Annotated in this window: 14 protein-coding genes and 1 pseudogene; 10 read left to right on the forward strand and 5 right to left on the reverse strand. The window is 65.9% G+C overall.

Going from position 1 to position 19,471, the window contains the following annotated elements:
* Nucleotides 1-83: 83 nt before the first annotated feature.
* From hpnD to U5A52_RS04130, 5 genes and pseudogenes are all read left to right on the forward strand, one after another.
* Nucleotides 84-935, forward strand: coding sequence for a presqualene diphosphate synthase HpnD (hpnD, locus tag U5A52_RS04110; RefSeq protein WP_321925901.1), 852 nt, complete (start codon nt 84-86; stop codon nt 933-935).
* Entirely contained in the window at nt 935-2,203 is a 1,269-nt protein-coding gene (gene hpnE / locus U5A52_RS04115; RefSeq protein ID WP_321934022.1) for a hydroxysqualene dehydroxylase HpnE, read from the forward strand. The genes hpnD and hpnE overlap by 1 nt, the downstream gene beginning before the upstream one ends.
* Nucleotides 2,200-4,275 carry a squalene--hopene cyclase gene (gene shc, locus U5A52_RS04120; protein ID WP_415773474.1) on the forward strand — a complete coding sequence of 692 codons (2,076 nt, stop codon included), beginning with the start codon at nt 2,200-2,202 and terminating at the stop codon, nt 4,273-4,275. The genes hpnE and shc overlap by 4 nt, the downstream gene beginning before the upstream one ends.
* 53 nt (nt 4,276-4,328) lie before the next feature.
* On the forward strand, nt 4,329-4,994 hold the full coding sequence (locus tag U5A52_RS04125; RefSeq protein ID WP_321911793.1) for a phosphorylase: 666 nt from the start codon (nt 4,329-4,331) through the stop codon (nt 4,992-4,994).
* A gap of 118 nt (nt 4,995-5,112) precedes the next feature.
* Nucleotides 5,113-5,596: pseudogene (locus tag U5A52_RS04130) on the forward strand (acyl-CoA thioesterase).
* 104 nt (nt 5,597-5,700) lie between these two features.
* Here the strand turns inward: U5A52_RS04130 and U5A52_RS04135 are convergent.
* Together U5A52_RS04135 and U5A52_RS04140 are read right to left on the reverse strand one after the other, a co-directional pair.
* A complete protein-coding gene (locus tag U5A52_RS04135; RefSeq protein WP_321934023.1) occupies nt 5,701-6,738 on the reverse strand; it encodes a VacJ family lipoprotein in 1,038 nt (345 codons plus the stop codon).
* On the reverse strand, nt 6,735-9,362 hold the full coding sequence (locus U5A52_RS04140; protein ID WP_321911707.1) for an MMPL family transporter: 2,628 nt from the start codon (nt 9,360-9,362) through the stop codon (nt 6,735-6,737). Before U5A52_RS04140 ends, U5A52_RS04135 begins: the two co-directional genes overlap by 4 nt.
* 247 nt (nt 9,363-9,609) lie before the next feature.
* On the opposite strand from U5A52_RS04140, the gene U5A52_RS04145 reads away from it, so the two are divergent.
* Nucleotides 9,610-10,218, forward strand: coding sequence for an ABC transporter substrate-binding protein (locus U5A52_RS04145; RefSeq protein ID WP_321911706.1), 609 nt, complete (start codon nt 9,610-9,612; stop codon nt 10,216-10,218).
* Nucleotides 10,219-10,285: 67 nt separating this feature from the next.
* Here the strand turns inward: U5A52_RS04145 and U5A52_RS04150 are convergent, their stop codons facing one another.
* Nucleotides 10,286-10,936: a response regulator gene (locus U5A52_RS04150; protein ID WP_415764425.1), complete on the reverse strand. Its 651-nt coding sequence runs from the start codon at nt 10,934-10,936 to the stop codon at nt 10,286-10,288.
* A 17-nt stretch (nt 10,937-10,953) separates the two neighbouring features.
* Nucleotides 10,954-12,435, reverse strand: coding sequence for a cache domain-containing protein (locus U5A52_RS04155; protein ID WP_321911704.1), 1,482 nt, complete (start codon nt 12,433-12,435; stop codon nt 10,954-10,956).
* A gap of 467 nt (nt 12,436-12,902) precedes the next feature.
* Here U5A52_RS04155 and U5A52_RS04160 point away from each other — a divergent pair, with 467 nt between their 5' ends.
* The 3 genes from U5A52_RS04160 to U5A52_RS04170 all read left to right on the forward strand — a co-directional run bounded on the left by U5A52_RS04160 (nt 12,903) and on the right by U5A52_RS04170 (nt 17,401).
* The gene (locus U5A52_RS04160; RefSeq protein WP_321934024.1) at nt 12,903-14,990 is read left to right on the forward strand and encodes a carbon starvation CstA family protein; all 2,088 of its coding nucleotides are present in this window, start codon (nt 12,903-12,905) and stop codon (nt 14,988-14,990) included.
* A 30-nt stretch (nt 14,991-15,020) separates the two neighbouring features.
* Nucleotides 15,021-15,227, forward strand: coding sequence for a YbdD/YjiX family protein (locus U5A52_RS04165; protein ID WP_321911701.1), 207 nt, complete (start codon nt 15,021-15,023; stop codon nt 15,225-15,227).
* A gap of 209 nt (nt 15,228-15,436) precedes the next feature.
* The gene (locus tag U5A52_RS04170) at nt 15,437-17,401 is read left to right on the forward strand and encodes an SMP-30/gluconolactonase/LRE family protein (RefSeq protein ID WP_321934025.1); all 1,965 of its coding nucleotides are present in this window, start codon (nt 15,437-15,439) and stop codon (nt 17,399-17,401) included.
* A 31-nt stretch (nt 17,402-17,432) separates the two neighbouring features.
* Here the strand turns inward: U5A52_RS04170 and U5A52_RS04175 are convergent, their stop codons facing one another.
* Nucleotides 17,433-18,353 carry a LysR family transcriptional regulator gene (locus U5A52_RS04175; protein ID WP_321934026.1) on the reverse strand — a complete coding sequence of 307 codons (921 nt, stop codon included), beginning with the start codon at nt 18,351-18,353 and terminating at the stop codon, nt 17,433-17,435.
* A 150-nt stretch (nt 18,354-18,503) separates the two neighbouring features.
* Between U5A52_RS04175 and speB the strand changes: the two genes are divergently transcribed.
* Nucleotides 18,504-19,457: an agmatinase gene (gene speB / locus U5A52_RS04180; protein ID WP_321911697.1), complete on the forward strand. Its 954-nt coding sequence runs from the start codon at nt 18,504-18,506 to the stop codon at nt 19,455-19,457.
* The last annotated feature ends 14 nt before the right edge of the window (nt 19,458-19,471 follow it).

Consider the following 19,471-nt stretch of genomic DNA (forward strand, 5'->3'; position numbering starts at 1 on the left):
GTCCGCGCGCGCGGGCGACCCGCGGCAATGCGGGCCCGAATAGAGTCGAACGCCCGTTGAGGGCGCCCCCAGCGGAGATCGTCTTGGCTGTTTCCAATCTCGTCGTGGACGATACACAACAAACCGACGCCGCCGCCGCTTCGTCGGGCAGCTCGTTTTATCTGGCGATGCGGATCCTGCCTCCTGCGCAGCGCGACGCCATGTATCAGGTCTACGCCTTTTGCCGCGCTGTCGACGACATCGCGGACAGCGACCTGCCGCGCGCCGAGCGTGCGGCGGGGCTCGATCAATGGCGCGCCGACATCGATGCGTGCTATGCCGGCACGCCGCGCGCCTCGCTCGCGGCGCTCACACGTCACATCCATACGTTCGGGCTTCAGCGCGAAGACTTCCACGCGATGATCGACGGCATGGCCATGGACGCCGCCGAGGACATCTGCGCGCCCGACGAGGACACGCTCGACCTGTACTGCGACCGCGTGGCGAGCGCCGCGGGCCGCCTGTCGGTGAGAATTTTCGGGATGCAGGAGGAGCCGGGCCGCTTGCTGTCGCACCATCTGGGGCGCGCGCTGCAGCTCACCAACATCCTGCGCGACATCGACGAAGACGCGGACATCAACCGCTGCTACCTGCCGCGCGAGCTGCTCGCGCGCGAAGGCATTGCGGCGGGCAATCCGCACACGATTGCCGCCGACCCGTCGCTGCCGCGCGTGTGCGAGACGCTCGTGCAACGCGCCCGCGCGCACTTCGCGCAAGCCGACGCGATCATGGACGCCGCGCCCCGTGCGCAGGTGAAAGCGCCGCGCATCATGTCGGGCGTCTACCGCGTGCTGCTCGAGCGCACCGTGGATCGCGGCTTTGACTTGCCGCGCACGAAAGTCAGCAAGCCGCGCGCACGGCTGATGTGGATCGTGGCGCGTTACGCGCTGTTCTGATGCCGCGGCTAGTCCACGTCATCGGCGCTGGGCTTGCGGGCCTTGCGACGGCCGTGCGGCTTCAGCGGCGCGGCGTGCAGGTGGCGCTCTACGAGGCCGCCGGCCAGGCAGGTGGACGCTGCCGCTCGTACTACGACCGCACGCTTTCGGCGACGCTCGATACGGGCAATCATCTGGTGCTGGCGGGTCATGCGCGCACACTCGAATACGTGCGCACGATCGGCGCCGGCGACGCGCTTTCCGGCCCCACCGAGCCCGGCTTCGCGTTCATGGATATCGCGGCGCGCTCGCGCTGGACGGTGCGCTTCTCGCGCTCGCGCATGCCGTTCTGGATTGGCGACGCGCGCTCGCGCGTGCCGGGTACGCGCGCCGCTGACTATCTGGGGCTGCTGCCGCTCCTGTTCGCCAAGCCAGGCCGCACGATGGCGCAGACCATGCGCTGCGAAGGCGTGCTGTGGGACCGGCTGCTGCACCCGTTTTTTCTCACGGCGCTCAATGTCGAGCCGCGCGTGGGCAGCGCGGAACTGGCGGGCGCCATGCTGCGCGAGTCGCTCGCAGCGGGCGGCGAGTCGTTCCGGCCGCTGGCGGCGCGCGGCGGACTTTCGAGCGCGTTCGTCGATCCGGCCTTGCGCATGCTTCAGCACGGCGGCGCGGCGATTCGCCTTGACTCTCCGCTCAGGGAGATCGTGTACGACGACGCGGCGGGCCGTGTCGCCGCACTCGATTTTCCAGACGGGCGTATAACGCTCGCTCACGACGAAGCCGTGGTGCTGGCCGTGCCCGGCGCGGCCGCCGCCGCGCTCGTGCCGGCGCTGCAGACGCCGCAGCGCCACAATGCGATCGTCACAGTGCACTACGCCGTGCCGGCGCCGCCGGGCCTCGTCACGCCGATGGCGCTCGTCAACGGCACGGCCCACTGGCTGTGCACGGCCGAAGGGCGACTCTCGGCGACGATCCACGACGCGCACGGCGTGCTCGACCTCGATCCCGAGGTCATCGCGCGCCGCGTGTGGGCCGACGTGGCCGAGGCGGCTTCGCTGCCGCTCGAGCCGCTGCCCGCCTGGCGCGTGTGCGCCGATGCGCGCGCGACTTTCGCCGCGGTGCCCGACGAAGAGTGGCGCCGCCCCGCGACGCGCACGCGCTGGAACAATCTGATGCTTGCAGGCGACTGGACGGCTACCGGTCTGCCCGCGACGATCGAAGGAGCGATCCGCTCGGGCCGCAAGGCCGCCGAGCTGCTCCTGACCGAAAATTTGGAACGTAGATGAACGATTTATCCCAAGCCATGCCGACCGAAGACCTCGCCAGCCCCCTCACGGGCGCTGACGTTGCCGACGCGCCGGCCGTGGCGATGCCCGCTCCCGCGTTTGCCGGTGAGACGGCCGCTCCGGTCGCCGCACCGCTGGTCCCGCTCGCATCGCTCGACGCCGCCGTCGCGCGCGCGACCGACGCGATCCTCGCCGACCAGCGTGCCGATGGCCATTGGGTCTACGAACTCGAAGCGGACGCGACGATTCCGGCCGAATACGTGCTGCTCGTGCATTACCTCGGCGAAGAAGCGAACCTCGAGCTCGAACAGAAGATCGCGCGCTACCTGCGCCGCATCCAGTTGCCGGAAGGCGGCTGGCCGCTCTTCACCGACGGCGCCATGGACGTGAGCGCGAGCGTGAAGGCTTACTTCGCACTCAAGATGATCGGCGACGCGGAAGACGCCGAGCACATGGTGCGCGCACGCGAGGCGATTCTCGCGGCGGGCGGCGCGGAGCAGGTCAACGTGTTCACTCGCATCCTGCTCGCGCTCTTTGGCGTGGTGACATGGTACGCAGTCCCGATGATGCCCGTCGAGATCACGTTGCTGCCGCAGTGGTTCCCGTTCCATCTTTCGAAGGTGTCGTACTGGGCGCGCACGGTGATCGTGCCGCTGCTCGTGCTGGGCGCGAAGCGCCCGGTCGCGCGCAACCCGCGCGGCGTGCGCATCGACGAGTTGTTCCGCGGCGCGCCGGTGAGCGTAGGCCTGAACGCCCGCTCCCCGCATCAGAGCAAGGGCTGGTTCGGCTTCTTCCGCGCCGTGGACGGCGTGCTGCGCGTGACCGATCCGCTCTTTCCGAATTACCTGCGCCAACGCGCGATCGACGCCGCGGTGGCGTTCGTGGACGAACGGCTGAACGGCGAGGACGGTCTGGGCGCGATCTTCCCGGCCATGGCCAACGCCGTGATGATGTACGACGTGCTGGGCTATCCCGCCGATCATCCGCATCGCGCCATCGCGCGCCAGTCGCTCGAAAAGCTCGTGACGGTTCACACCGAGGAAGCGTACGTCCAGCCCTGCCTTTCGCCGGTGTGGGACACGTCGCTCGCGGCGCACGCGTTGCTGGAGACTGGCGAGGCGCGCGCCGAGGAAGCCGTGCGCCGCGGCCTCGAATGGCTGCGTCCGCTGCAGATTCTCGACGTGCGCGGCGACTGGATCTCGCGCCGTGAGGCGGTGCGTCCGGGCGGCTGGGCGTTCCAGTATGCCAACCCGCACTACCCCGACGTCGACGACACGGCCGTGGTCGTGGCCGCGATGGACCGCGTGGACAAGCTCGACAACACGAAGGCCTACGACGCCCCCATCGCCCGTGCGCGCGAATGGGTGGTCGGCATGCAGAGCAGCAACGGCGGCTGGGGCGCATTCGAGCCGGAAAACACCCAGTACTACCTGAACAACATCCCGTTCTCGGACCACGGCGCATTGCTCGATCCGCCGACCGCCGACGTCTCGGGCCGCTGCCTCTCGATGCTCGCGCAGCTCGGCGAACTGCCGGCCGCGAGCGAGCATGCGCTGCGTGCATACAACTACCTGCTCGACGAGCAGGAGGCCGACGGCAGCTGGTACGGCCGCTGGGGCATGAACTACATCTACGGCACGTGGACGGCGCTGTGTGCGCTCAACGCGGCCGGCCTCGCGCACGACGACCCGCGCATGAAGCGCGCGGTGCAGTGGCTCGTGCAGATCCAGAACGACGACGGCGGCTGGGGCGAAGACGGCACGAGCTACAAGCTCGAATACCGCGGCTACGAGCGCGCGACGAGCACCGCTTCGCAAACGGCGTGGGCGCTGCTCGGCCTGATGGCCGCGGGTGCAGTCGATCATCCGGCGGTCGCGCGCGGTATCGACTATCTGCAGAATACGCAGCAGGTCCACGGCCTCTGGGACGAAACGCGCTTCACGGCCACGGGCTTTCCGCGCGTGTTCTATCTGCGCTACCACGGCTATCGCAAGTTCTTTCCGCTGTGGGCGCTCGCGCGCTACCGCAACCTCAAGCGCGCGGGCGTGACGCGCGTCACGGTCGGTCTGTGAGCGCGGCGGCTGGTATCAAGGCGCGCGCCTTGCCTGTGATCGCGGTGGCGGGCATGGCCTTCGAGGCGGGCATTGCCGCGGGTAAAGGCCAGGACGGCGTGCGCGCCGTCTACGCCGCGCGCGCGGATCTGCTGCAGAGCGCGCTCGCCGCGGCGCTCAAGGACGGTGCGGCCGGCATCGTCAGCTTCGGCACGGCGGGCGGTCTTGCGCCCGATCTCGAGCCGGGCACCCTGGTGATCGCGCAAGCGATCGACGGCCCGTTCGGGCGCGTCGCGACCGATCCCGCCTGGAGTGCGCGCATGGCCGACGCGTTGATGGCCTCGCCGCTCGCGGCGAAAACCCGGCGCGGCGTGGAGGCAGCCGTTGCCGCGCCGCTTACCGGCGCGGCGGACAAGGCGGCGCTGTTCGGTGCTTGCGGGGCGCTCGCCGTCGACATGGAGTCGCATCTGGCAGCGGCAGCGGCAGCCGCGCATGGCGTGCCGTTCGCGGTGTGCCGCGCGATTGTCGATCCGGCCTGGCGCAGCTTGCCAAAGGCAGCAATGGCAGGCTTGCGCGACGACGGCACGACCGCAGTGCTCCCTGTTCTGCGCGAGCTGGCGCGCGACCCGTCGCAACTAGGCGGCCTGCTGCGCGTGGCGGCCGATGCGAAAGCGGCACGCCAGTCGCTCAGCGCCGCGCGGCAGGTGCTGACGGCCAGCGGCGCTTTTTTCCCAGAATGACCTTGGCGGGTTATTGAAATACCTAGGGTAAACCCCTATCTCTGGTAACATCTCAGTGTTAACCCTAGATTCGTTTCCACGAATTGGGGGCGAATCACATTTCGGGGAGTTACCAGCCATGAATTTTCATACTCGCAAGTGGGTCAAGCCTGAAGACCTGAATCCGAACGGCGTTGTTCGGCGGCAGTCTGCTGCGCTGGATCGACGAAGAAGCGGCGATCTACGCGATCTGCCAGCTCGACAACCAGCGCGTGGTGACCAAGTTCATGTCTGAGATCAACTTCGTGAGTTCGGCGCGTCAGGGCGACATCATCGAGCTTGGCATAACGGCCACGGAGTTCGGCCGCACGTCGATCACGCTGCGCGCCGAAGTGCGCAACAAGATCACGCGCAAGAGCATTTTGACGATCGAAAAGATGGTGTTCGTGAACCTCGGCGCGGACGGCGTGCCCGCCCCGCACGGCCGCGTACGCATCCGCTACGCCGACGAAGCGTACGAGCGCTATCGCGAGACCGTGCAGACGTCGGCGGACGCCACGGCGTTGGCGGCGGCAAACGAGGCCGAGCGCCTGGCCGAGAGCGAAGACGCTTCGGTGCACTGAGCGGTATGCACGGATGAATGAAAAACCCGGCAATCTGAAAAGGTTGCCGGGTTTTTTTGCGTTTGCATGCTGCCCGCCAGAAGCAGGCCGTCGCTATACCGGGTTCAGGGCGCCGACGCCGGTGTCGCAGGCACCGCCGTCACACCCGAAGCCGGCGCGGCAGCCGAAGCCGCAACCGGCGCCGATGCCGTAGCCGGTGCGGAAGCGGCCGTACCCGCCGCCGCAGCAGCACCCGCACCGGCGACAGCCGCTGTTGCAGCCGTGCTCCCCTCGCCCGGATCGTCGTAATTCGGCAGACCATTATTTGAAGCGCCAGTCGCGCCAGTGGCAGCACCACCCGCACCGCCCGACTCGCCCGGATCCTCATAATTGGGCGCGCCGTTCTCGTTCGGCTTGCCCTCGCCACCTTCGTCGCCCGGCTCGCCGTAATTGGGCAGCGGCGCATTGTTGCCGGCACGTCCGCCGCGAATCAGCGATTCGCGCTGCTGGCGGTACGCGTCGCGCACGAACGAATACGGGTCGAGCGCCGCCTGCTTGAGCAGGTCGGTTGCGCCGAGCAGGTCCGCCCGCGCGCTGATGAACTGCGCGAGATACATCGGATTGCGCACCGCCGGCTCGAAGTAGTTGATGACGTTGAACTTCACGTCCACGGCCATGCCGATACCGTCGCGCACCGAGCTCGGCCCGAACAGCGGCAGCACGAGATACGGGCCGGCCGGCATCCCGTAGTGGCCCATCGTGAGGCCGAAGTCCTGATGATGCTTGGGCAGCCCCGCTGCCGTCGCGAAGTCGATCAGGCCGCCCAGACCGAAGGTCGTGTTCATCGCGATACGCATGAGATCCTCGACGGCGTCGGTGATCTTCAGCTGCAGCACGTTGTTTGCGAAGTTGTCGACGTCTCCGATGTTCGAGAAGAAGTTCGTGATCGCCTGGCGCAGCGGCTGCGGCGTCACCTTCTGGTAGCCCTTGGCGACCGGCTGCGCAATGTAGGTGTCGAGTTTGTCGTTGAACGTGAAAATCGCGCGATTCGCGGGCTCGAACGGATCGCCCGGCTTGCGGTCGGGGCCCGTGGCGCAACCCGACGTCACGAGGAGCGCCAGGCCCGCCGCCGCCATGGTGAGCGCGGCTTGTTTCTTCTTCATTGATCGATCCCCTGAATTTCAGCTCTCGCGCGTTTTGCGCGCGGTTTGCCCATCAGCACCGGCTGGAACACCACGGCGCCGATCAGCGTACAGAACAAGGACAGCGCGAGCAGCTTGCCCATGCTCGAGGTGCCCGGATGATGCGATAGCCACAGGCTCCCGAACGCCGTGGCCGTGGTCGCGGCGGAAAAGAGCACCGCGTGCGTGAGGCTCGAATGCAGGAGGCCGGTTTGCCCCGCGCGCCAGGCCATCACGAAATAGATTTTGAACGCGACGCCGACGCCGAGCATCAGGGGAAGCGCGATGATGTTCGCGAAATTTAGCTGAATTCCAAACACGACGCACAGTTCGAGCGTAACGAGCGCCGATACCAGCAGAGGAATGAGCGTGCGCAGCACGTCGCCGAAATTGCGCAGCGTGATCCAGAGGAGCGCCGTGATCAGCAGGACCGACCACCCCGCCGCCTGGAAGAACGCGAGGATGATCACGTTCGCCGAGTGCAGGATCGAGATCGGGCCACCGATCGCGTTCGGTTCCGCCGCCTTCACAGCGTGTGCAAAGCGCGCGAGCATCGCGTCGTCGTTGGAATCGACACCGGGCGGCACGCGCGGCGCCACGTCCACGATTGCCTGGCCAGTCGGCGCCACCCAGTCGCGCACCATCTCGGGCGGCAGGTTTTCACGCGTGATTTCCGAGGGTTGCAAGAGGCGCGCGAGCTGCGCAAACGCAAGCTTGAGCGTGAGGCTGAAAGCGGTTTCCGCGCGGTCTCGCGTGGCCGGGCTCGCGCTCGCGAGCTTGTTGAGCGAGTCGGACAGATGCTTCGCCTCGGCCGCGCCCGGCCCGGGATGGTCGCTCGCGGCGAGCGAGAGCTGGTTGGCCGCGCGCTTGAGCGTCTGCACACGCACCTCGTCGGTCACGGGCGTGGACGGCTGCTGCGTGAGCGCAGGCAGAAGCTGCTGCGCGGCGCTCGAGATCAGCATGAGCTTTTGCTGCTGATCGTCGGGAATGAGCGTGCTGAGCGTCGTCGCACGCGCCACTTCCGGCAGCTTCGAGAGCCGCGCGGCGATCTTGTCGGCTTCTTCGAGCGACGGCGCGAGCACGCTCACGTCGTTGATCGAGATGACGGGCGAGTCCTTCAGCGCGAGCAGCGTCGCCATCGACTCGGTATGCGGATCCTTCAAATGCAGCGGATTGAAGTCGAAGCGCAGATGCAGCAGCAAGGGCGTCGCGCCCACGATGACGACGAGCGTGGTGAGCAGCACCGGCTTGCGATGCTCGGCGAGCCATTTGTCGACCGGTGCGAGGAACGCGAAGCCAGGCGAGGCGCGCTCGCCCTTCGGATTGAACACGCGGATGAGCGCAGGCAGCACCGTCATGTTGCAGATGTACGCCACGAACATGCCCACGCCCGCGATCTGTCCGAGTTCCGAGAGGCCCTTGTACGCGGTTGGGAGGAAGGAAAAGAAACTTTCGGCCACGGCGATCGCCGCGAGCGTGAGCGGCACGCCGATGGTGCGCGCGGTCTTGAGGAGCGCGGCGTCGAGCCGCTCGTCCTGAAAGCGCTCCTCGCGATACTTCACGCCGAACTGCACGCCGAAATCGACGCCTAGCCCCACGAACAGCACCATGAACGCGACCGAGAGCATGTTGAACGAGCCGATCATCATGAGGCCGAGCGCGGCCGTGATGACGAGGCCGATCACGAGCGTGATGAGCGTGGCGCCGATCAGCTTGCCCGAGCGCAGTGCGAGCCACAGGATGGCGAGCACGACGATGATCGTGATCACGCCGTTGAGCGCGGCGCCGTCCTGCACCGAGGCGAATTCGTCGTCGGCGAGCGGCTGTTCGCCCGTGAGGCGCACGCGCGCGCCGAATTCGGTGTCGAGATGAAGCGAGGCGGCGGTCTCGCGGATCGCCTGCGCTGCGTTCGCGCCCGCCTTGAGTGCGGCGAAATTGAGCACCGGCTGCACGGTGATGAATGCGAACGCGGGCTTCGTGGCCGAGTCCTTGTCGACGAGCGCGCGCCACGAGAACGCAGCGGGCTTGCCGGCCAGGACGTCGTCGACGACATTGGCGGCGCTGCCCAGCAGGCTTGCCATTTGCGGCAACTTGATCTGGCCGATCGTGAGCGGCAACTGCAGCGTGGTCGTGAGCGTGCCGGCCAGACCCGCGAGGCTCGGGTCCTTCGCGAGCTGGTTCACGAGCGGGCGCGCCTGCACGAGCTGGCCCGTGGTCGAGAGCACGGTGGCGGTGGACGGAAAAAGCAGGCCGTTGTGCTGGAAGAACGGGCCGCCCGCGGGCTGCGAGACGGCGCTGAATTCGCGCGAGTCGGCTTTGAGCGCCTGCGCGAGCTTGTCGGCGGCGGCGTCGGCGAGCTCGGGCGCGTCGGCCTCGACAACCACGAGCAGCGAGCTTGCACGCTGCGGGAACGCCTTGTCCTTGGCTTCGCTCAACGCGGCCCATTCGGCCGTGTTCTCGACGAGACCGCTGACGTCGGTGTTGATCTTGAAATGCCTTGCGACGTACACGCCGCTCAGCACGGCGAGCACGATCGCAAGTGCGATCACCCACGCCGCGCGGCGCACCGACCAGGCGACGAGGCTAATGATGAATGGCTTCAGCATACAGGCGAGGGGGCCCTGTCAATGGGGTTCTTTGACGCGAAACGCACAAGTATACCGGCCCCGCCCGTCCTGGCGCGGCTCATGCACGCCGAGCGTGAGGCGGCGCCCCGGCAGCGTGTGCGCCAAAGCCGTTATACTGGCTCAGCCGGCCGCGCGACAGTTGCGTGAATGCGCGCAAAGCGCACGCACCGAACCGCACTGAATCGCACTGTACCGGCGCCTGAATTTCACTGTTCCAGAAGAGCGTATGAAACGTTACCTGACCGCATTTATCGTCGCCGCCTGTTTCACGGGCGTTTCGGGCGCCGCGTTCGCGCAGACCTCGCCGGACGCCACCGTCAAGGCTGCCGTGGAAGGCACCGTGAAGGCGATGCAGGCCGACCCGCAGGCACGCGGCGGCGACATGAACAAGATCACCCAGGTGGTCGAGACCCATTTCGTTCCCGCCACCGACTTCAAACGCACCACGCGTATCGCCGTTGGCAAACCCTGGGCGACGGCCACGCCCGAACAGCAGCAGAAGCTGTATGAGCAATTTCAACTCCTGCTCGTGAAAACGTACGCTTCGTCGCTCTCGCAACTTCGCGATACGCAGGTGAACTTCAAGTTCGCGCCGTCGAACACGGGTGCGGGCGCAAAGGACACCGTGGTGCAGTCGCATGTGATCAGCAACGGCGGCGACGACGCCATCGACTACCGCCTCACGCAAACACCAAGCGGCTGGAAGATTTACGACATCAACATGATGGGCGCGTGGTTGATCCAGGTCTACCAGACGCAGTTTGCCGACCAGATCGCCAAGGGCGGCATCGACGGCCTTATCAAGTTCCTCGTCGACCACAACGCGCGCAGCTGATCGCCAATCTGTGGTTGCACACGCATTGTGCCTCTGAGGGCGCTTCGGTTGATCCGAAGCGCCCTTTTCACTTCCTGCGGTGCTCCACCGCGAACTTGATCAACTCGGCCTGGCCTTCGATCTCCAGCTTGCGCTTGAGATTGAGCCGGTGGGTTTCCACCGTGCGCACCGAGAGCCCCTCGCGCTGCGCGATCTGCTTGCTCGATAGCCCTTGTGCCAGTGCGTCGAGAATGTCCCGCTCGCGCGGCGTGAGCCGCTCCACCGGCGTGCTGCGCGCCGACGCCTGGATCATGCGTGCACTCAACCCCGCGCTGAAATACGTGCGGCCGGCCAGCACCGCCTCGATCGCCCGGATGATCTCGGTGGCCGGCGAATCCTTTAGCACGTAACCGCTCGCGCCCGCGCGCACCGCCTCGGTCACGTATTCGACGTTGTCGTGCATCGAAAGCATGAGCACGCGGATGGCCGGAAAGCGCTCGTGGAAGAGGCCCGCAAGCGCGATGCCGTTCACGCCGGCCATGCCCACGTCCATCAGCACGAGATCGGGTTCGAGCGACGCGGCGAGCGCGATGGCCTCGTCGGCGTTGCCGGCCTCGCCTGCCACCTCGAAACCCGGCACGGCTTCGAGCCGTGCGCGCAGGCCGTCGCGCACGAGCGGATGGTCGTCCACGAGGATGAGGCGCGCGGGCCTCGCGTCGGGGCTCTTTGATTCGTTCACGTTTGCATTCGTCATCGTCATGTCGGCGTTCTGGATACGGCGGCGGCTTTCGGCGCGGCATTAGGCGCAACAGGCACCCACGCGGTGACGAGCGTATGGCCAGGCTGCGAGGTGATGTCGAGGCGGCCGCCCAGCGACTCCAGCCGCTCGCGCATGTTGCGCAGGCCCAGGCCCGCGCGCGGGTCGGCCAGTGCGTGCGCCACGTCGAAGCCGCGGCCATTGTCGGCGATGCCGAGCGTCACGCCGTTCGCCGCGACTTCGAGCGTGAGCGCGGCGCGCGCCGCCTGCGCGTGCCGCACGATGTTGGTGAGCGCTTCCTGCGCAATGCGAAAGAGCACCGTGTTGACGGCGTCGGGCAGCGCGCTCGCTTGCGCCTTTTTGCTCGCAGGCTTCGGCGCGGCTTGCGTGAAGGCGATCTCGATACCCGTTTGCTCGGCCATTTCGCGCGTGAGTTGCTCGAGCGCCGCGGCGAGGCCCAGGTCGTCGAGCATCGAGGGGCGCAGTGCGTGCGAGATGCTGCGCACTTCGCGCAGCGTGTCCGAAAGCCGCGAGAGACCGGTGGCGAGCGACGCTTCGGCGGCGGGCACCCGCGTTTCGCCGCGCTCGAAGCGCGCGAGCGCCGACTCGAGCAGCAGCTTCACCGAAACGAGCATCTGGCTAATGCCGTCGTGCAATTCGCGCGAGAGCCGCGCGCGCTCCTGCTCCTGGGACTCGACCACCTGCTGCGCGAGGCGCTTGAGCTTGGCGTCGGTGCTGCGGTGCTCGCTCACATTGAGCACAAGCGCGCCGAGCGCGATCACGAGCACGCCCGCGAGCGCGATCACGCCGAGCCACTGAATGGTGTGCCTGATATTCGCGGAGGCGCGCTCGTCAATGTGCGCGAGCGTCGAATCGACGTCGTCGAGATAGATGCCGGTGCCGATCATCCAGCCCCAGCGCGGCAGCGGCACCACGTAACCGAGCTTCGGCGCAAGCTTGCCGGTGGACGGCCGGTGCCACATGTAGCGCACGTAGCCGCCGCCGCGCTGGGCCGCGGCAATCAGCTGCTGGATCGTGAGCGCGCCTTGCGGGTCGCGCAGGTTCCAGAGATCCTGGCCGACGAGCGCGGGCTCGCGCGGATGCATGAGCGAGCGGCCGTGCATGTCGTACACGAAGAAGTAGCCGTCGGGGCCGAAGTCCATCTTTTGCAGCACGGCTAGCGCGGCTAGCTGGCGATCGGCTTCGTCGGCGGGCGCGGGCAACGCGGTGCTGGCGTTCTCCTCGGGCGCGTAGAGCGGCGCGATGGCGCTCGTGGCCAGCTCCACGTAGTGGCGCAACTCGATCTCCTTGCTCGACAGATAGGCGCTTTGCATGGTCGCGTGCTGCGTTTGCGCGAGCTGCGTGGCCTGCTGGCGCACGCCGATCCCGATGCCGGCAATGGCAGCGAGGAACGGCACGACCGCAAGCAGGAAGATTTTCGTCTTCAGGCGGCGGTCGGCGAAGAAAAATGGGGCGGGCATGACGGTGTTCGGGGGCTGAGTCTGCAAGCATAACCGGGCGCGCGCGGCGGGGCCGGCAATCCACGCGGTGTTTAAAAGCGCGGGTCTTCAAATGATGGAGATTGTTGAGCGGCGATGATAGCGATTCTTCCGCCGTTTCCCGGGAACCGGTCATGATCCATCCGATGCCGGTCGATACCCGGTTTGGCTGCGCTGTGCTTTCGTCGATCGTTGAGCGCGCAACGAATTGTTGCTCTGCCTACGTAGTTCTACGTAGCGCGCTTACGTAGTTGTCCGGTTGTGGCTGTCGGTCTGAAAGCGAATACTAGCGCCCACAGCATGGCGCAATGCGTCATGCATGCGCTGGCACTCACCGGCGCGCCTGGGCCCGGTCCTGACGCTGGGCAAAAAGCCAAAACCATAAATGCTTTGCATGAGACCAGAGTCAGCGCTTAGGCGCTAACACTGGTCGACACAGGAGACACCGCATGAGTCGGACATCCAGTTTTGTCGTCTGGACGCTGGTCGCGCTGCTTGGCGCCTTCGCGTTCGGCACCATCGCGCTCGCGCACGGCGAGCGAATCAGCGCACTGTGGATCGTGATCTGCGCCGTGTGCGTCTACCTGATCGCGTATCGCTTCTACAGCCGTTTCATCGCAAGCACCGTCCTGCAACTGGACGGACTGCGCATGACGCCGGCCGTGCGTCACAACGACGGGCTCGACTTCGTGCCCACCAACAAGTACGTGCTGTTCGGTCATCACTTCGCGGCGATCGCAGGCGCGGGTCCGCTCGTGGGCCCGGTACTCGCCGCGCAGATGGGCTACATGCCCGGCATGCTGTGGATTCTCGCGGGCGTGGTGTTCGCGGGCGCCGTGCAGGACTTCGTGGTGCTGTTCCTCTCCACGCGCCGCGATGGCCGCTCGCTCGGCGACCTCGTGAAGATGGAACTGGGCCCCGTGCCTGGCGTGATCGCCCTCTTCGGCACCTTCCTCATCATGATCATCATTCTCGCGGTGCTCGCGCTGATCGTGGTGAAGGCGCTCACGAACTCGCCGTGGGGCACGTTCACCGTGGCCGCGACGATTCCCATCGCGATCTTCATGGGCCTCTATCTTCGCTACATCCGCCCGGGCAAGATCGGCGAGATCTCGATCATTGGTTTCGTGCTGCTGATGGCGTCCATCGCCTTCGGCCAGCACGTGCACGATTCGCCCACGCTCGCCGCCTGGTTCACGTTCACGGGCACGCAGCTCACGTGGATTCTGATCGGCTATGGCTTTGTCGCTTCGGTGCTGCCAGTGTGGCTGCTGCTCGCGCCGCGCGACTATCTCTCGACGTTCCTGAAAATCGGCACGATCCTCGCGCTCGCGATCGGCATTCTGATCGTCGCGCCGGAACTGAAGATGCCGGCCTTCACGAAGTTCATCGACGGCACGGGTCCGGTCTGGTCGGGCAACCTGTTCCCGTTCCTCTTCATCACGATCGCGTGCGGCTCGGTGTCGGGCTTCCATGCGCTGATCTCGTCGGGCACGACGCCCAAGCTGCTCGATAACGAAACCAACGCGCGCTTCATCGGTTACGGCGCGATGCTGATGGAGTCGTTCGTCGCGATCATGGCGCTCGTGGCTGCTTCGGTGATCGAACCGGGCGTGTACTTCGCGATGAACGCTCCGCTCGCCGTGCTCGGCACGACGCCGGACGCCGTGGCGCACACCGTCGGCCAGTGGGGCTTCATGCTCACGCCGGAGATGCTCACGCACACCGCGCAGGCCGTAGGCGAGACGACCATCGTCGCGCGTGCGGGCGGCGCGCCCACGCTGGCCGTGGGCATGGCGCAGATCCTGCACCAGGTGATCGGCGGCGAAGCGATGATGGCGTTCTGGTATCACTTCGCCATCCTGTTCGAAGCGCTCTTCATCCTGACCGCCGTCGACGCGGGCACGCGCGCGGGCCGCTTCATGCTGCAAGACCTGCTCGGCACGTTCCACCCGTCGCTCAAGCGCACGGAGTCGCTGCCGGCCAACCTGATCGCCACGGGCTTGTGCGTGGCTGCGTGGGGCTACTTCCTGTATCAAGGCGTGGTCGATCCGCTTGGCGGCATCAACACGCTGTGGCCGCTCTTTGGCATCTCGAACCAGATGCTCGCCGGAATCGCGCTGATGCTCGGCACCGTCGTGCTCTTCAAGATGAAGCGCGAGAAGTTCGCATGGGTGACCGCCGTGCCGACGCTCTGGCTGCTCATCTGCACGCTCACGGCTGGCTGGCAAAAGATTTTCGACAGCAACCCGAAGGTGAGCTTCGTTGCGCACGCGCAGAAGCTTTCGGCGGCGATCGCAGAAGGCAAGATCGTCGCGCCCGCGAAGTCGCTCGAGCAGATGCAACGCATGGTGTTCAACGACTATGTGGATGCCGCGCTTTCGGGCCTGTTCATCTTCGTGGTGGTGAGCATTGTCGTGTACGGGCTGATCGCGATTGCGCGTGCACGCCGCATGGACCGCCCGACCGTGCAGGAAACGCCGTACCAGGCGATGCCGGCTGGCGGCGCTGCGGTCGCGGCGAATCGCGTGCACTGATCGGCGTTACGCCACTGAACGGAGCACACCATGTTCTCGGGACTTCGCGACAACGTACAAACGGCTGGGCGCTATCTCGGCCAGGCCATGCGTTTGATGGTCGGATTGCCCGACTATGAGGGCTACGTCGCGCATATGCGCGCGACGCATCCCGACCGCCCGGTGATGACCTACGAAGAGTTCTTCCGCGAGCGGCAAAACGCGCGGTATGGCTCGGGCGCCGGGAAGTGCTGCTAACGCGCGACTGAGCGGATACGTTCAAAGCAAGGCGCGACGGCGAAGGCCGTCGCGCCTTTTTTTACGCCTGTAATCTGCCCGGATCGGGGCGCAATCAAAAAGCGCTCAATTCTCGCCGCGCGGCTGCCGTTAACTTTTACGAAGCCCGTGGTGACGACATCGCACCCTCAACACCTGCACCGTAAGGTCTACGAATCAAAGAATCTTTCATGATCTTTCATCGAATCGGCGCAGCATGGCTCACGGCCGCCCTCACCGCAACGGTTGCGCCCGTTTGCGAAGCGCAATACACCACCGACTGGATTGCGAACACCTACGGCGCCAACGCGACGCACGTGGGCAACGTGGCACGCTCGATGTGGGTCGCGCCCGAAGGCGTGATCTATACGTCGTCGATGTGGGATGAAAACGAAGGCGGCGTGGCGATCTACCAGAACGGCCAGAGCCTCGGCTCGATCGGCGGCCACGGCGACTTCCAGGGCGGCGCGATTACTGGCAACACGACCTCGCTGTTCGTCGCGATGCAGTACAACACCACGTATGGCAGCGGCAACGTCGGGCGATACAACCGCGCGAGCGGCGCGCGCGACCTGCTCATCGCCGTGAGCGCCGATACGACCGAAAAGCTTGCCGATGTCATCACCGGACTCGCGACCTCCGGCTCGCTGCTCTATGCAAGCGATTTTCCCGGCAACCGCGTGCGCGTGTACACCACGGATGGCGTCTGGCAACGCGACATCGGCGTGGCGGGTCCTGGCGCGCTGGCGCTCGACGCGAGCGGCAATCTGTGGGTCGCGCAAAAAAGCGCGGGCGCCGTGCTCGAATTCAGTGCCGGCGGCCAGCTCCTGAACACGATCCAGTTGGCATCCACGGCGCGGCCATCGTCGCTGTACTTCGATTCGCAGACCTCACAGTTGATGATCGGCGACTCGGGTCCCGACATGAACATCAAGAACTTCAGCGTAACGGGCGCGCCTTCCCAAACGGGCACGTTCGGCATTCGGGGCGGCTACCTCGACACGACCACGGGCATCAAGGGGCAGGTAGGCGACAAGCGCTTTACGCGCGTGGTCGGTCTCGGCAAGGATTCCGCGGGCACGCTTTACGTGCTGAACAATCCGTGGGGCGGCTCGTGGGACCTGGGCCGCAACGGCGGCACGGATCTGCAGGCTTACGATGGCACCGGCACGCTGCGCTGGAAGCTCCAGTCGCTCAACTTCGAAGGCAACGCGGCACCGGACCCGGGCACCGATGGCGCGACGTTCTACGGTGGCGTGAACATCTATTCGGGCACGGCTGGCGGCACTTTCGTCGCCAACACGATCGATCCGTTCACCTATCCCTCCGACCCGCGCATCAATCTCGCAGACGCCGCGCGCGGCGAGCATTTCGCGCAAGTGGCGAGTGTGGGTGGGCAGCGCATTCTCGTGGCCGCCGGTCAGAATCCCGATACGTTCTATTTCCTCCACTTCAACGCGGCAAGCGGCTATATCGCCATTCCCGATTACACGCTGCCGGGGGCGGCGTTCAATACGGCGGCCCCGGTGCGAAACGGCTTTTGCCTCGACAGCAAAGGCGACCTCTGGGTGGGCCTCGACAAGACCAACGTCATTTCCCATTACCCGCTAACCGGCTTCGACTCGACCGGCAAGCCGCTCTGGGGCGCCGCGCTCACTACGCCCATTCCCGCCACGATCTCGCGGCTCACGCGCATTGTCTACCTGCCCGAAAGCGACACGATGATACTCACGGGAGAAGACGCCGGCATTACCGACTGGACTGCGATCGGCACGCGAGTGGAGGTGTATCACGGCTGGCTGGCGGGCAACACGAGCGCGCCGAATCCGGTGATTACGCTCACGAGCGCGAATCCCAAGTCGATTGCAGCCGCCGGCAACTATCTGTTCGTGGGTTACGTGCACACCGTGCCCAACATTGATGCCTTCAACCTCACCACCGGCGCGATCGACACGACGCTCATCAATAGCAATCCGAATGCGGTGTACGTGGGCAACGATGTGGATTCGATGTATGGCCTGCGTGCCTATCTGCGCTCGACTGGCGAGTACGTCGTGACGAAGGACAACTACAACGCCGCGAGCGTCGTGGTGTATCGATGGACGCCTGCCGCGGCAAGCGCGACAGCGGCGGCGACAACGGTATCGCCTTTCTAGCCCGAAGTGGCGCATGAAGGGCGCGCTCGTTTCATTGCGCGTCGTCTTCGGCCTCGTGCAAGTGTGCGTGCTTCAGGTCCTCCAGAAACGCCCGCACAATCGGGCTGTGCCGATTGCGCTTTTGCGTGACCACATGAAACGTGACCTCGTAGCTCAGCTGCTTTGGATTGAGCGCGACGAGCAGGCCACGCCGCAGATGCGGCGCCGCGAACTGCTCGGGCAGGTAACCGAGATGATGTCCGGAGAGAATCAGCAGGGCAACGGCCTCCATGTTGTCGGCCTGCGCGGTGACCTTGCTTTGTGTCGTCGAGTGCTGGGCCTCGGGTGTGGGATACGTGCGCCATACCCATTCGAATTCCGCGGCCTCTAGCGGATCGAGCTGCCCCGCGCGTTCGAACAGCGCATGCCCGCGTCCGCAATACGCGATCTGCCGCTCGATAAAAAGCGGCGTGTATTCGAGCGTCGGTACGCGGTGCCAGAAATAGCCGACCGCAATTTGCGTCGCGCCGTTGAGCAGTTGTTCCTCCAGCTCACCCGGCGACTTCACCGAAATCGAGAAACGCACCGCTTCGTCGCGTTGCCGGAACGAAGCGATCGCCTCGCTGATGCGCGCGTTCTGACTGGTCGGCGTATGGCCGATCAAGCCGATGCTCAAGGTCCCCACGAGCTTGCGGTCCAGGTGCCGCGCCTTGAGCGTGAACTCTTCGGCGGCGGCGAGCAGCGTGGTTGCCAGTTCGTAAAGGCGCGCCCCTTTTTCCGTCAGCCTGAAACCGCTGCGCCCGCGCTCGCAGAGCCGGTAGCCGAGCCGCGTTTCGAGCGTCGAGAGCTGCGCGCTGATGGTGGGCTGGCTCACGTTCAGCGTGGTCTGCGCAATGCTCACGCCGCCGGCATCCGTCACGGCAACGAAGACGCGCAGCAGGCGCAGGTCGAGATCGGTCAGGCTGCCGAGCATGGATTCTCCAGGGGAAAACATCGATACATAGACTGAAGTCTATGTGAACAACGACGAGATCGTTATTCATCTTTCATGGACGCACGCTTACAACTGCGGCTATGGCCGTTTCGAATGATACGGCACGGTAAATGAAAGTGGAGCGCCATAATGTCTGATCAATACTTCCAGCCGCTCAGCGGCAATGCCATGCCCCGCTGCGGCGGGATCGCGACGATGATGCGCTTGCCGCAGGTCGAGAACGCATCGGGCCTCGACGCCTGCTTCGTGGGCGTGCCGTTCGACCTCGGCACCTCGAACCGCACTGGCGCGCGCTTTGGCCCGCGTCAGGTTCGCTCGGAGTCCGTGCTGCTGCGCCCGTACAACATGGCGACGCGCGCGGCGCCGTTCGATTCGCTGCGCGTGGCCGACATCGGCGACGTCGCGACGAATCCCTACAATCTCGCCGACTCGATCACACGCATCGAAGCCGCCTACGACGCGATCCTCGAACACGATTGCCGCCCGATCTCGCTCGGCGGCGATCACACGATCACGCTGCCGATCCTGCGCGCGATTCATCGCAAGCATGGTCGCGTGGGCCTCATCCATGTGGACGCGCACGCCGACGTCAACGACACGATGTTCGGCGAAAAGATCGCGCACGGCACGCCGTTTCGTCGCGCCGTGGAGGAAGGGCTGCTCGACTGCGATCGCGTCGTGCAGATCGGCTTGCGCGGGACCGGCTACGAGGCCGAGGACTTCGACTGGTGCCGCCAGCAAGGCTTCAAGGTCGTGCAGGCCGAGGAATGCTGGAACCGTTCGCTGGCGCCGCTGATGGAAGAAGTGCGCGAGCGCGTGCAGGGCGGTCCGGTCTACCTGAGCTTCGACATCGACGGTATCGATCCCGCCTATGCGCCGGGCACCGGCACGCCGGAGATCGCCGGGCTGACCGTGCCGCAGGCGCTCGAGATCATCCGCGGTTCGTGGGGGCTCGATATCGTCGGCGCGGATCTCGTGGAAGTGGCGCCGCCGTACGACCCGTTCGGCACCACGGCGCTGCTCGGGGCCAATCTCGCCTTCGAAATGCTTTGCGTGCTGCCGGGCGTGAAGCGCCGCGACTGAGCGCTCGCGCCCCT

This window comes from Paraburkholderia sp. J8-2 (assembly GCF_905220195.1).
Taxonomy (GTDB): Bacteria; Pseudomonadota; Gammaproteobacteria; order Burkholderiales; family Burkholderiaceae; genus Paraburkholderia.

Coding starts and splice junctions, on each gene's coding strand:
- hpnE (WP_321934022.1), top strand. CDS start 935: ATGCCGCGGCTAGTCCACGTCATCGGCGCTGGGCTTGCGGGCCTTGCG.
- shc (WP_415773474.1), top strand. CDS start 2,200: ATGAACGATTTATCCCAAGCCATGCCGACCGAAGACCTCGCCAGCCCC.
- U5A52_RS04125 (WP_321911793.1), top strand. CDS start 4,329: ATGGCCTTCGAGGCGGGCATTGCCGCGGGTAAAGGCCAGGACGGCGTG.
- U5A52_RS04135 (WP_321934023.1), bottom strand. CDS start 6,738: ATGAAGAAGAAACAAGCCGCGCTCACCATGGCGGCGGCGGGCCTGGCG.
- U5A52_RS04140 (WP_321911707.1), bottom strand. CDS start 9,362: ATGCTGAAGCCATTCATCATTAGCCTCGTCGCCTGGTCGGTGCGCCGC.
- U5A52_RS04145 (WP_321911706.1), top strand. CDS start 9,610: ATGAAACGTTACCTGACCGCATTTATCGTCGCCGCCTGTTTCACGGGC.
- U5A52_RS04155 (WP_321911704.1), bottom strand. CDS start 12,435: ATGCCCGCCCCATTTTTCTTCGCCGACCGCCGCCTGAAGACGAAAATC.
- U5A52_RS04160 (WP_321934024.1), top strand. CDS start 12,903: ATGAGTCGGACATCCAGTTTTGTCGTCTGGACGCTGGTCGCGCTGCTT.
- U5A52_RS04165 (WP_321911701.1), top strand. CDS start 15,021: ATGTTCTCGGGACTTCGCGACAACGTACAAACGGCTGGGCGCTATCTC.
- U5A52_RS04170 (WP_321934025.1), top strand. CDS start 15,437: ATGATCTTTCATCGAATCGGCGCAGCATGGCTCACGGCCGCCCTCACC.
- U5A52_RS04175 (WP_321934026.1), bottom strand. CDS start 18,353: ATGCTCGGCAGCCTGACCGATCTCGACCTGCGCCTGCTGCGCGTCTTC.
- speB (WP_321911697.1), top strand. CDS start 18,504: ATGTCTGATCAATACTTCCAGCCGCTCAGCGGCAATGCCATGCCCCGC.